General features: G+C 54.2%; 11 protein-coding genes. 9 read left to right on the top strand and 2 right to left on the bottom strand.

Annotated elements, in window-relative coordinates:
• The first annotated feature begins 455 nt into the window (after nt 1-455).
• The 6 genes from ACN28R_RS19985 (at nt 456) to ACN28R_RS20010 (ending at nt 5,881) form a co-directional block, all read left to right on the top strand.
• Nucleotides 456-887: a rhodanese-like domain-containing protein gene (locus ACN28R_RS19985; protein ID WP_048637029.1), complete on the top strand. Its 432-nt coding sequence runs from the start codon at nt 456-458 to the stop codon at nt 885-887.
• A gap of 158 nt (nt 888-1,045) precedes the next feature.
• Complete coding sequence (secB, locus tag ACN28R_RS19990; protein ID WP_048639743.1) at nt 1,046-1,510, top strand: protein-export chaperone SecB; 465 nt, start codon at nt 1,046-1,048, stop codon at nt 1,508-1,510.
• Entirely contained in the window at nt 1,510-2,529 is a 1,020-nt protein-coding gene (gpsA, locus tag ACN28R_RS19995; protein WP_048637030.1) for an NAD(P)H-dependent glycerol-3-phosphate dehydrogenase, read from the top strand. The genes secB and gpsA overlap by 1 nt, the downstream gene beginning before the upstream one ends.
• Before the next feature lie 288 nt (nt 2,530-2,817).
• Nucleotides 2,818-3,639, top strand: a complete 822-nt coding sequence (gene cysE / locus ACN28R_RS20000) for a serine O-acetyltransferase (protein WP_095835316.1) — start codon at nt 2,818-2,820, stop codon at nt 3,637-3,639.
• Nucleotides 3,640-4,115: 476 nt separating this feature from the next.
• On the top strand, nt 4,116-4,694 hold the full coding sequence (gene pagP, locus ACN28R_RS20005; protein ID WP_375153878.1) for a lipid IV(A) palmitoyltransferase PagP: 579 nt from the start codon (nt 4,116-4,118) through the stop codon (nt 4,692-4,694).
• 287 nt (nt 4,695-4,981) lie between these two features.
• The gene (locus ACN28R_RS20010) at nt 4,982-5,881 is read left to right on the top strand and encodes a carboxylate/amino acid/amine transporter (RefSeq protein WP_048637033.1); all 900 of its coding nucleotides are present in this window, start codon (nt 4,982-4,984) and stop codon (nt 5,879-5,881) included.
• On the opposite strand, the gene metR is transcribed toward ACN28R_RS20010, so the two are convergent.
• Nucleotides 5,787-6,722, bottom strand: a complete 936-nt coding sequence (gene metR, locus ACN28R_RS20015; protein WP_048637034.1) for an HTH-type transcriptional regulator MetR — start codon at nt 6,720-6,722, stop codon at nt 5,787-5,789. The genes ACN28R_RS20010 and metR overlap by 95 nt on opposite strands.
• A 103-nt stretch (nt 6,723-6,825) precedes the next feature.
• Between metR and metE the strand changes: the two genes are divergently transcribed.
• The gene (gene metE, locus ACN28R_RS20020) at nt 6,826-9,090 is read left to right on the top strand and encodes a 5-methyltetrahydropteroyltriglutamate--homocysteine S-methyltransferase (RefSeq protein ID WP_048637035.1); all 2,265 of its coding nucleotides are present in this window, start codon (nt 6,826-6,828) and stop codon (nt 9,088-9,090) included.
• Between the two features lie 42 nt (nt 9,091-9,132).
• On the opposite strand, the gene ACN28R_RS20025 is transcribed toward metE, so the two are convergent.
• Entirely contained in the window at nt 9,133-9,960 is an 828-nt protein-coding gene (locus ACN28R_RS20025; RefSeq protein ID WP_048637036.1) for a dienelactone hydrolase family protein, read from the bottom strand.
• A gap of 406 nt (nt 9,961-10,366) precedes the next feature.
• Here ACN28R_RS20025 and udp point away from each other — a divergent pair, with 406 nt between their 5' ends.
• Together udp and ACN28R_RS20035 are read left to right on the top strand one after the other, a co-directional pair.
• Nucleotides 10,367-11,137 (top strand): uridine phosphorylase, encoded by a 771-nt coding sequence (gene udp / locus ACN28R_RS20030; protein ID WP_048639744.1) that lies wholly within the window; start codon nt 10,367-10,369, stop codon nt 11,135-11,137.
• A 101-nt stretch (nt 11,138-11,238) separates the two neighbouring features.
• Nucleotides 11,239-12,021 (top strand): tyrosine-protein phosphatase, encoded by a 783-nt coding sequence (locus ACN28R_RS20035; protein WP_048637037.1) that lies wholly within the window; start codon nt 11,239-11,241, stop codon nt 12,019-12,021.
• Nucleotides 12,022-12,065: the final 44 nt, after the last annotated feature.

The following is a 12,065-nucleotide window of genomic DNA, read 5'->3' on the forward strand; positions in this document are numbered from 1 at the left end:
AGGATTATTCCACGATGAACAGCCGCTTACCAGTCGTCTAATTCCGGATTTCTATTTCTATCCGTGACAACGATACGATGACCTGGAATCTGCGGTAAAAGACATTCGATAATAGATAAATGGGAATGCGTGCGTGTATTCCCCTCATCCTGCAAATTGCGGCGGCGCTGATTTTATTGCCCGGCGTTTTTCCTGGACCCGCCCCCGGTTTACCGCGTTCTCCGCCGTCTGGTTTCCCGAAGCGCCGGGGAATTGATTCGGTTTCGCCTGACTGCATTTTGCAGTCTATTGAGTATAGAATGGTTGCATTACACAATCTGTGTGGTGATTTTACGTATCACGCCGCAGATTCAGTACGCGATGTTGGCTTACTGGCTGTAATTGCTGTATCGCGCAGGTATACTCAGGAACCTTATATTTTTGTCGCTTAACTGATTCGGGAGTCGTTATACCCCATGCAAGAGATTATACCATTCATTAGCAAGCACCCTATATTAAGTGTGGCCTGGGTTGCCCTGTTGGTTATTGTTATCGTGCTTACGGTGAAGAGTAAATTTTCGAAAGTGAAGGAAGTGGTTCGCGGTGAAGCGATCCAACTGATCAATAAAGAAGATGCCGTGATTGTCGATATCCGAAATCGTGATGATTATCGCCGCGGTCATATCGCCAACGCATTTAACCTGTTGCCCAACGATATTAAAAACGGCAGCGTGGGCGAACTGGAAAAGCATAAGGCGCAGCCGGTAATCGTCGTGTGCGCCAACGGCATGTCTTCGCGTGAAGCGGCGGCTAATCTGCTGAACGCGGGTTTTGAACGTGTAATGGTGCTGAAGGACGGTCTTGCCGGCTGGAGTGGCGAAAACCTGCCTTTGGTTCGCGGCAAGTAAACGGCAGTCCTCGGTAAATGACGGGTTCGCCGCAAACGGCTCTTGCAGGATAGCCTCAGGCAGGCTGATTGCAACGCCAAGATTACGTAATCTACTGGTGTCTACCTTCGCTGACGATGGAAGGCGTCAAAGAAATCCAACAAAAGGTATTATTTAACATGTCCGAACAAAACAACGTCGAAATGTCTTTCCAAATCCAGCGTATCTATACCAAGGATATCTCTTTTGAAGCGCCGAATGCGCCTCAGGTATTCCAGAAAGAGTGGCAGCCCGAAGTAAAATTGGATCTGGATACGGCATCCAGCCAACTGGCGGAAGATATTTATGAAGTCGTATTGCGCGTCACGGTAACCGCGTCTATGGACGAAGAGACGGCATTTCTGTGCGAAGTTCAGCAGGGCGGGATCTTCACCGTCGGCGGTATTGACGGAACGCAACTGGCCCACTGCCTGGGAGCCTATTGCCCGAATATCCTGTTCCCTTATGCGCGTGAGTGCATCACCAGCCTGGTTTCTCGTGGTACTTTCCCGCAATTGAATCTGGCTCCGGTCAATTTTGACGCGCTGTTTATGAACTATCTGCAACAGCAGGCGGAAAGCGCCGAGCCGAGTCAGGATGCCTGATGAACGCGTCTGACGCTTCAATGACCGTAATCGGTGCCGGTTCATACGGCACCGCATTGGCGATTACGCTGGCGCGTAATGGTCATCAGGTTGTGCTCTGGGGGCACGATCCCGACCATATTCATGCTTTGCAGGCCGCCCGCTGTAACCAGGCATTTCTTCCCGACGTCCCTTTTCCTGATTCGTTGCGGCTGGAAACCGATTTGCCGCGGGCATTAGCGGCCAGCCGCAATGTGCTGGTGGTGGTGCCCAGCCATGTGTTTGGCGACGTATTACGTCAGATCAAACCGCATCTGCGCGCGGACGCGCGGGTCGTCTGGGCGACCAAGGGGCTGGAAGCGGAAACCGGACGCCTGTTGCAGGATGTCGCGCGTGAAGCGTTGGGCGAAAAGATTCCGCTCGCGGTCGTATCCGGCCCTACTTTTGCCAAAGAACTGGCCGCCGGCCTGCCAACGGCGATTGCTCTGGCGTCAACCGACGGCGAATTTGCCGACGATCTTCAACGTTTGCTGCATTGCGGCAAAAGTTTCCGGGTGTACAGCAATCCTGATTTTATTGGCGTCCAGCTGGGCGGCGCGGTTAAGAACGTGATCGCGATTGGCGCCGGCATGTCTGACGGCATCGGTTTCGGCGCTAACGCCCGTACGGCATTGATCACCCGCGGCCTGGCGGAGATGACTCGGCTGGGCGTGGCGCTGGGCGCGGATCCCACCACCTTTATGGGAATGGCCGGATTAGGCGATCTTGTTTTGACCTGTACGGATAATCAATCCCGTAACCGGCGTTTCGGTATGATGCTGGGGCAGGGCATGGATGTTCAGCACGCGCAGGATAAAATTGGTCAGGTGGTTGAAGGGTACCGTAACACCAAAGAGGTGCTGGCGTTAGCGCAGCGTTATGGCGTTGAAATGCCGATTACCGAGCAAATATGGCAAGTTCTGTACTGTGGCAAAGATGCCCGGGAAGCCGCGCTAAGTTTGTTGGGACGCACCCGTAAAGATGAAAGCGCCAATTTATAAAACCCCTGTTTTTACTGCAATATCAATCATGTCGGTCTGATTTATCCACCCCATGTCCGGGATGGCCCTGACGGGCCGCCAACAGTAGCGCTTAAAAGCGTGAAGGGGAATGGGAATACGGTTAACGTTTGTGGTGTCTCGCTGATGTAGACTGGGGTTCTGACGTAACAGTATTGCAATTTTTACCGGGCTCCATTAATACGGATGGCCCGCGTGCTTTTGTTGCGCGCATGGGGTTGATGGCAAGTCAGTCGTATCTGGATGAGCGGTATTTCGGAGAGTGAAGCAATGTCGACAGAAGAGTTGGAGCAGGTCTGGAAAAATATTAAGGCTGAAGCGCGTAGTTTGGCGGATTGCGAACCTATGCTGGCCAGTTTTTTTCATGCAACATTGCTGAAACACGAAAACCTGGGAAGCGCCCTGAGCTATATGCTGGCTAACAAGCTGGCGAGCCCAATTATGCCGGCCATCGCTATCCGCGAAGTCGCTGAAGAGGCTTACCATGCCGATCCGCAGATGATCGTTTCCGCCGCGCGTGATATTCAGGCGGTCTGCCTGCGCGATCCCGCCGTTGATAAATACTCAACCCCTCTGCTTTACCTGAAAGGCTTTCATGCGTTACAGGCATACCGCATCGGTCACTGGCTTTGGTCTCGGGATCGTAAAGCGCTGGCGATCTTCTTCCAGAACCAGATTTCCGTCTCCTTTGGCGTCGATATCCACCCGGCGGCGACGATTGGTTGTGGGATCATGCTCGATCATGCCACGGGCATTGTGATCGGGGAAACCGCCGTGGTTGAGAATGACGTCTCTATCCTGCAGTCCGTCACGCTGGGCGGTACGGGTAAAACCACTGGCGATCGCCATCCTAAAATTCGGGAAGGGGTGATGATTGGCGCGGGCGCTAAGATACTGGGAAATATTGAGGTTGGCCGCGGCGCTAAAATTGGCGCCGGATCCGTCGTTTTACAGCCTATTCCGCCTCACACTACCGCCGCGGGCGTGCCTGCCCGCATCGTCGGCCGTCCGGAAACGGATAAACCATCAATGGACATGGATCAGTATTTCAACGGCGTGAATCGCGGCTTTGAGTATGGCGACGGTATTTAATATTGTCGGGCGGCGGATCAATAAAAACGGCGCATACCCGCATGAATTCCAGTGGCGGAACGCGGCAAACATTCAGGCAATTTAAAATAAGGGCAGGAAATGATAGACGTACTGGCGGCGTCTTGACGATTTGCCCACATTCACCGCTCGGCGCGCTTCGTCAGCACACTCATGATGTTTTTTACCGGTAAGAACTGTCTGAAACCTTTCCCCCCGTTGCCATTTATTTAACGGCCATTGCCGTTTGTTCCGGCATAATGGCGAACCTTTTTAGGGTTATGTCATCTGTGAAAACAGCATGAGTTGAACTATATATTTTGTTATCCCCTAAATATTTCAAGGCGCGGCAATGTGGTTAACGCGCCGGTAATGGAAATAATGACGGGTATCCGAATAGTGATATTAAAGTTGCTGAGAGTCTAATAATGTATTTAAAGCGTATTTTCGTCATCCTGAGTTTTGTTGTGTCATCCGCTATGCCGATTTTGACTCATGCAACGGACACCCAGAACAATGGCGGCGTGGTGAACGGCGGTACGAATGGCGGCAGTGCCGACGCTACGGCCGTACATGATGAAAGCTGGTGGCAGAGAAGTAAAAATAATCTGTCCAAAACATGGTCGGAATCACCGAACCATGACATCTACATTCCGGCGATTACCTGGCATAACCGCTGGACGTACGATAAAGAAAAGACGGATGAATATAATGAACGCCCGTGGGGCGCGGGTTACGGTGTATCGCGCTTAGATGAGGACGGTGACTGGCACTCGTTATATCTGATGGCGTTCAAGGACTCCCATAACAAATGGGAGCCGATTGGCGGTTACGGATTTGAGAAGCGCTGGCGTCCGACCAGCGATCAGGATTTCCAACTGGGGCTGGGATTTACCGCCGGCGTCACCATGCGCGATAACTGGAACTATATTCCGATTCCGGTATTGCTGCCGCTGGCCTCCATCAGCTACCAGAAGCTCTCCTTCCAGGCGACATATATTCCCGGTACGTACAACAACGGCAACGTCTTTTTTGCCTGGTTTAGATGGCAGATTTAAGATAGCCGATAAATTTCAAGATCCGCTCCGACGGTAGAAGAGATGGCGAACCCCTTTTGAACGATGCAAAAGGGGTTTTATTTTTTGGCCGCATATCCATAAGAATAATATCTCGCTGATAGGGTATTGCGATGAACACTTTGCCGGCCCAAGTGCAGTAAGAATGATTTTTGGCAATGCGATATTGTTTGTTCGCTATTTGTCCGAATGTAAACCATTTTGGTCGAAATTTATTCGCTATCCTCCGTTACAATAACGACTCTTTTTTCTGAGCGGTGGATATTGCAGTGCCATTACTTATCATCACCACAATATTGTGGGCTTTTTCATTCAGCCTGATTGGCGAATATCTGGCGGGCCATGTCGATAGCTGGTTTTCCGTATTGATGCGCGTCGGGCTGGCCGCGCTGGTCTTCTTGCCATTTTTACGCTGGCGGGGTTATGCGCCGCGCGTCATTTTACTCTATCTGCTGGTGGGCGCCTGCCAACTGGGAATTATGTACTTGTTTGTTTTTCAGGCGTATCTCTATCTTTCTGTCCCCGAATTTTTGCTGTTTACGGTTATGACGCCGCTGTACGTCACGCTGATCTACGATCTGCTGCGTCGTGAACGCCTGCGCTGGGGCTACATGTTCAGCGCGCTGCTGGCCGTTCTGGGCGCGGCGGTGATTCGTTACGACGGGGTCAGCCCGCATTTTCTGTGGGGATTGATGCTGGTTCAGGCGGCGAACATCTTCTTCGCCATCGGTCAGGTCGGCTATAAACGGCTGATGGAAGTGCACCCGATGCCGCAACACTGCGCCTTTTCATGGTTTTATCTGGGGGCGCTGGCGGTTTCGGTGGTGGCCTGGCTGCTATTCGGCAACGCCAGCCAATTACCCACGACCTCGTTGCAGTGGGGGGTGTTGGTCTGGCTGGGGGTTGTCGCTTCGGGACTGGGTTACTTTATGTGGAACTACGGCGCCACCCAGGTTGATGCCGGGACGCTGGGCATCATGAATAATTTCCACGTTCCCGCGGGGCTGCTGGTCAACCTGGCTATCTGGCAGGAAAAGGTGCATTGGCCGAGCTTTATCATCGGGGCGATTATCATTATGTCCTCGCTGTGGGTACACCGGCATTGGGTCGCGAAGCGTCCCGCACAAACGGCAGATGTTCACAAGCGTGCCGACGCGCCGAACGAATAAACGCGTCTATCACCGGTTGACGCTGCTCTCCGTCGCGCACGGCGGCGTACAACCGGCTCCACAGTCCTTCTCCCAGCGTCTTGGTCACAATCAGCCCCTGACGCTCGAAACTTTCCACCACCCAGTGCGGCAGGGCGGCGATCCCCATGCGCGCGCTGACCATCTGGATCAGCAACAGCGTATTATCGACGTTTTTCAACGCCGGGCTGACTCCGGCGGGTTGCAGAAAATGCCGCCAGATATCCAGCCGCTGGCGTTGCACCGGGTAAATCATCAACGTTTCCGCACGTAAATCTTCAGGTTCGATGACCTCTTTTTCGACCAGCGGATGCTCCGGCGCCAGCACCAGCCGGACTTCAAAATCAAACAGCGGCGCATAGTGCAACCCGCTGCGCGGCAGGATATCCGATGTCATCACCAGGTCCAGCTCTCCCTGCTGCAACGACGGTTGCGGATCAAACGTGACGCCGGATTTAAAGTCCATTGACACCTGCGGCCAGTTTTGATGAAACTCATCCAGCGCCGGCGTCAGCCATTGAATGCAGCTATGGCACTCAATCGCCAGCCGCAGCGTGGCCTGATGCGGTTCATTGCATGCCTGCAGCGCCTGCTGAATTTGCGGCAATACCTGCTCGGCCAACTGTAACAGGATCTCACCCTGGGGCGTAAAGCGCAGCGGCTGACTCTTGCGCACGAATAACCTGAACCCCAAACGTTGTTCCAGATCGCTGAACTGGTGTGATAACGCCGACTGGGTTTGATGAAGCGCCGCAGCGGCAGCGGCTAACGATCCCGTATTGCGCAGCGCCTGCAGCGTTCGCAGGTGTTTAAGTTCGATCATGAGAGTCCTTCACAGTGACAGTGAATAAATTGCGCTTGTGGGCAATACACTACCTGCGGATTATAGATGTGTAAACATCTGGACGGCTAAATGAGGATAAACGATGACGATTTTAAATCACACGCTGGGTTTTCCACGTGTTGGACTGCGGCGCGAGCTGAAAAAAGCGCAAGAAAGCTATTGGGCGGGTAATGCGACACAGGAAGCGTTGCTGGCCGTTGGACGCGAACTTCGCGCGCGCCACTGGCAGCAACAAAAGGATGCCGGCGTCGATCTGCTGCCGGTGGGCGATTTCGCCTGGTACGATCATGTGTTGACGACCAGCCTGCTGTTAGGGAACGTGCCGGCTCGTCATCAGAATGCCGATGGCTCCGTCGATCTGGATACGCTGTTTCGCATCGGCCGTGGTCGGGCGCCGAGCGGAGAGCCGGCCGCCGCCGCTGAAATGACCAAATGGTTCAATACCAACTACCACTACATGGTGCCGGAATTCACCAGAGGCCAGCAGTTCAAACTGACCTGGACGCAGTTGCTGGATGAAGTGGATGAAGCGCTGGCGCTGGGGCATCGGGTGAAACCCGTACTGCTGGGGCCGGTTACTTATTTGTGGCTGGGTAAGGTAAAAGGCGAGCCGTTCGATCGTCTGTCGCTGTTGCAGGACATTTTGCCGGTTTATCGGCAGGTGCTGGCCGAACTGGCGAAACGCGGCATCGAATGGGTGCAGATCGATGAACCGGCGCTGGCGCTGGAACTGCCGCAGGCGTGGCTGGCGGCATTCAAACCGGCATACGATGCGCTGCAAGGGCAGGTGAAACTGTTGCTGACCACCTATTTTGATAGCGTCGGCCAGAACCTGGATACCATTAAAGCGCTGCCGGTACAGGGGCTGCATGTCGATCTGGTGCATGGTAAAGACGATGCGGCATCGCTGAATGAGCAATTGCCTGCGGACTGGCTGCTATCGCTGGGGGTCATTAACGGGCGTAACGTATGGCGCGCCGATTTGAGTCAGTGGTTTGAACGTCTGCAACCGTTGCTCGGCAAGCGCCGCCTTTGGTTGGGCAGTTCCTGCTCGCTGCTGCATAGTCCGATCGATTTAAGCGTGGAAACGCGTCTGGATGATGAAGTAAAAAGCTGGTTTGCCTTTGCCATCCAGAAATGCGCGGAGCTCTCTTTGCTGTCTCAGGCGTTGAATGGCGGCGACGGTCAGGCGCTGGCGGCATACAGCGCGCCAATCCGCGCCCGCCGCACCTCCTCCAGAGTGAACAACCCGGCGGTGGCTCAGCGTTTAGCCGCCATCACCCCGCAGGATAGTCAGCGTCGGCAGCCCTATTCGCTGCGCGCCGAAGCACAGCGTCAACGCTTCGAACTGCCGGCATGGCCGACGACGACCATCGGATCTTTCCCGCAAACCACGGAAATCCGTAGTCTGCGTCTGGACTTCAAACAGGGGCGCCTTGACGGTAACCACTACCGCACGGGGATCTCCGAGCACATTAAACAGGCGGTGGCCGAGCAGGAGCGCTTGGGGTTGGATGTGCTGGTGCACGGCGAAGCCGAACGTAACGACATGGTGGAATATTTCGGCGAACATCTCGATGGGTTCGTCTTTACCCAGAATGGGTGGGTGCAGAGCTATGGTTCCCGCTGTGTGAAGCCGCCGGTGATCATCGGCGACGTCAGCCGGCCTAAAGCCATTACCGTTGAATGGGCGAAATACGCGCAGTCCCTGACCGACAAACCAATGAAAGGGATGTTGACCGGTCCGGTCACCATTCTGTGCTGGTCCTTCCCGCGTGAAGACGTTTCGCGTGAAGTCATCGCCAAACAGATTGCACTGGCGCTGCGTGATGAAGTAGCTGATTTGGAAAACGCCGGTATTGGGATTATCCAGATTGATGAGCCTGCTTTACGCGAAGGTTTGCCGCTGCGCCGCTCGGACTGGGACGCCTATCTGGCCTGGGCGGTGGAAGCGTTCCGTCTGAATGCGGCGGTTGCCCGCGACGATACGCAGATCCACACCCATATGTGTTACTGCGAGTTCAACGACATCATGGATTCCATCGCCGCGTTGGACGCGGATGTGATCACCATTGAAACTTCGCGTTCCGATATGGAGTTGCTGGAGTCGTTTGAAGAGTTTGAATATCCCAATGAGATCGGTCCGGGCGTGTATGACATTCATTCGCCAAACGTACCGAGCGTTGAGTGGATCGAAGCGCTATTGCTCAAGGCGGCGCAGCGCATTCCGGCTGAACGCCTATGGGTCAATCCGGACTGCGGTCTGAAAACCCGCGGCTGGCCGGAAACCCGTCAGGCGCTGGCCAACATGGTTCAGGCGGCCCGGCGGCTGCGTGAAGCGCGGTAAGATCAACCACTCAGGGAGGCGACAGCCTCTCTGAGCCGATTTTCAGCACACCGCGTATTTCTTAAACCACGCCAGCATCCGCTGCCAGCCATCCTGGGCCGATTCGGCATGATAACTGGGGCGATAGTCGGCATGGAAAGCATGCCCTGCATCCGGGTAGACGACGATCTCCGCGCTGGCATTGGCGGCCCGCAGCGCCTGGCGCATCTTATCTATCTGTTCCAGCGGAATGCTGCCGTCTTGGGCACCGTATAGCCCCAGAACCGGCGCATTGAGTTCCGTTGCGATATCAATCGGGTGTTGGGGATTATTTATCGTCTTGGATGCGGTAAATTTGCCATACCAGGCTACCGCCGCTTTCAACTGTGGATTATGGGCGGCGTAAAGCCAACTGATCCGGCCTCCCCAGCAGAAGCCGGTAATGGCAAGTTTACTGGCGTCCCCACCGTTTTTGATGGCCCAGTTCGCGCTGTGATCAAGATCCGACAGCACCTGAGCATCGGGAACCTTACTGACCAGTTCAGCGACAATCTGTTGAACATCATGGTATTGATGGGGATCGCCCTGACGGAAATAGAGTTCGGGAGCGATAGCCATATAGCCTTGTTTAGCCAGTCTGCGGCAAAGATCCTGAATATAATGGTGAACGCCGAAAATTTCCTGTACCACCAATACGATGGGAAACGGCTCGTTTTGGCCGGCGGGTTTGGCAAAATAAGCCGGTAATTGTTCCCCCTGAGACGGAACGGTTGTTTCGCCGGCAATGATGCCTGCCGTATCCGTATTGATGGCTGAAGAGGCCTGCACGGTTACCGCCGAAGTCAGTCCTCGCGGTATGTGCCTGAGGATCGTTTGCTCATCAGTAGTCATTGCGATCTCCTCGATTGGATTTGCCAATGTCATAGTCGTGTCAGGTTTCGCGCCTATGACAAATAGTATCAACGATTAAAGAATCTACAATAAAACAGGTTGAACAATCGTCAGCTGCGAAGATGAAGGACATTGAGCATGTTTTCTCATCAGACCATTGATGGGGAAAGTGAAATTCTGTCACTTTGTTTGGTGATGTGTGTCACATATATAATGCATTATTGTGCTTTGTTTCTTTTTTAAAAGTGATTAAGTTCACAAGATGTACGGTTGCAATACGATAAAGTCTTGGCTATAGCGGGTTTCTCTACGCGTTATTCTCCGTGGCGGCGGCTATACAATGTTTAAAAATGCGCCCGGTGTTTTTTTTGCTCTGATTACTCAACCCATTGCCTGGGAGGCACTTATGTCTAAATCTGATGTTTTCCATCTCGGCCTGAAAAAAAATGATTTACAGGGAGCGACGTTGGCGATTGTGCCCGGCGATCCTGCGCGGGTCGAAAAAATAGCCCGGCTGATGGATAACGCGGTTCATTTGGCGTCGCAGCGTGAATTCACCTCCTGGCGTGCCGAATTGGACGGAAAGGCGGTGATAGTGTGTTCCACCGGTATTGGCGGGCCGTCAACGTCGATTGCGGTAGAGGAACTGGCCCAACTTGGCATCCGTACCTTCCTGCGTGTAGGAACGACCGGCGCTATTCAACCGGATATCAGTGTGGGCGATGTGCTGGTCACCACGGCGGCGGTGCGTCTCGACGGCGCCAGCCTGCATTTCGCGCCGCTGGAATTCCCGGCGGTCGCTGATTTTGCCTGTACCACCGCGCTGGTCGACGCGGCGAAGGCCGCGGGTGCGGCGCTTCATATCGGCGTGACCGCGTCATCCGATACTTTTTATCCTGGGCAAGAGCGTTATGATACGTTTTCAGGCCGCGTAGTCCGCCGTTTCCAAGGTTCAATGGCGGAATGGCAAAGTATGGGCGTGCTGAATTACGAAATGGAGTCGGCCACGTTGCTGACGATGTGCGCCAGCCAGGGGCTGCGCGCCGGGATGATTGCGGGGGTTATTGTCAATCGCACCCAGCAGGAAACACCCGATGTCGAGACTATGAAACAGGCTGAAACGACGGTCGTTAAGGTGTTGTTGGATGCTACGCGACGGCTGCTGGCCGCAGCATAAATTCCGGCGCCGCGGTGATGACCGCATCACGAGCCGGTAAGCGTCGTTACCCCTCCATTTTTCGATTCGCCCGTTAAGAGATGACAATCGCAAGGAGATGTATGACCGAATCAACGTTACGCCATCCTTCCTTAGTTCCACTGGATGGCGGGATTAATTTTCGCGATCTGGGCGGGAATCGTGCTGTGGATGGACGGCTTATCCGCCACGGTAAGCTGTTCCGCTCCGGTTCGCTGGATAGGTTAAGCCCGGCAGACTGCGAGCACCTGGCCGGGGTGCCGGTTTCACAGGTGGTTGATTACCGGGATGATGACGAAATCGCGCTCAAACCCGATATTTTGTGGCCCGGTGCGACCTATCATGCTTTTCCGGCGAATCCTTTACGTCATGAAGTCACGGCGAATCTGGACTCTTTAGGCTCAGAGGTACTGTCCGCGTTTGATTCACGGGCATTTATGCTGAAGCTCTATAGCCTGTTGCCCTTCGATAATTCCGCATACCGCCAATTGGTGTCGTTGCTGCTTCAAGATGACGACGGGGCGCTGGTGCAGCATTGCGCGGTGGGTAAAGATCGCACCGGGATTGGTTCCGCACTGGTGATGTTTGCGTTGGGGGCTGATGAGCACACGGTAGTAGAAGACTATTTGCTGACTGAAACAACGCTGACGCCGTTCCGCCAGGAGCTATTGACTCACCTGTCGACAACGCTGAATGAGAAAGCGTTGACGCAGTTTGCCTATGTGCTGTCGGTACAGGAGGAGTTTATTGTAACGGCATTGCGGGCGATTAAGGCGCGCTATGGTTCGGTCGATGGCTGGCTGGATACGGAGTATGGACTGGACGACCAAGCCCGTCGTTTCCTGCAGGATAAATATCTGGCGTGATGATAAACGCGCCGCCGGGAGAGGCAATGAACAAGGCCGGTCAT

The sequence above is a fragment of the Brenneria goodwinii genome (genome assembly GCF_002291445.1).
In the GTDB taxonomy this organism is placed as follows: domain Bacteria; phylum Pseudomonadota; class Gammaproteobacteria; order Enterobacterales; family Enterobacteriaceae; genus Brenneria; species Brenneria goodwinii.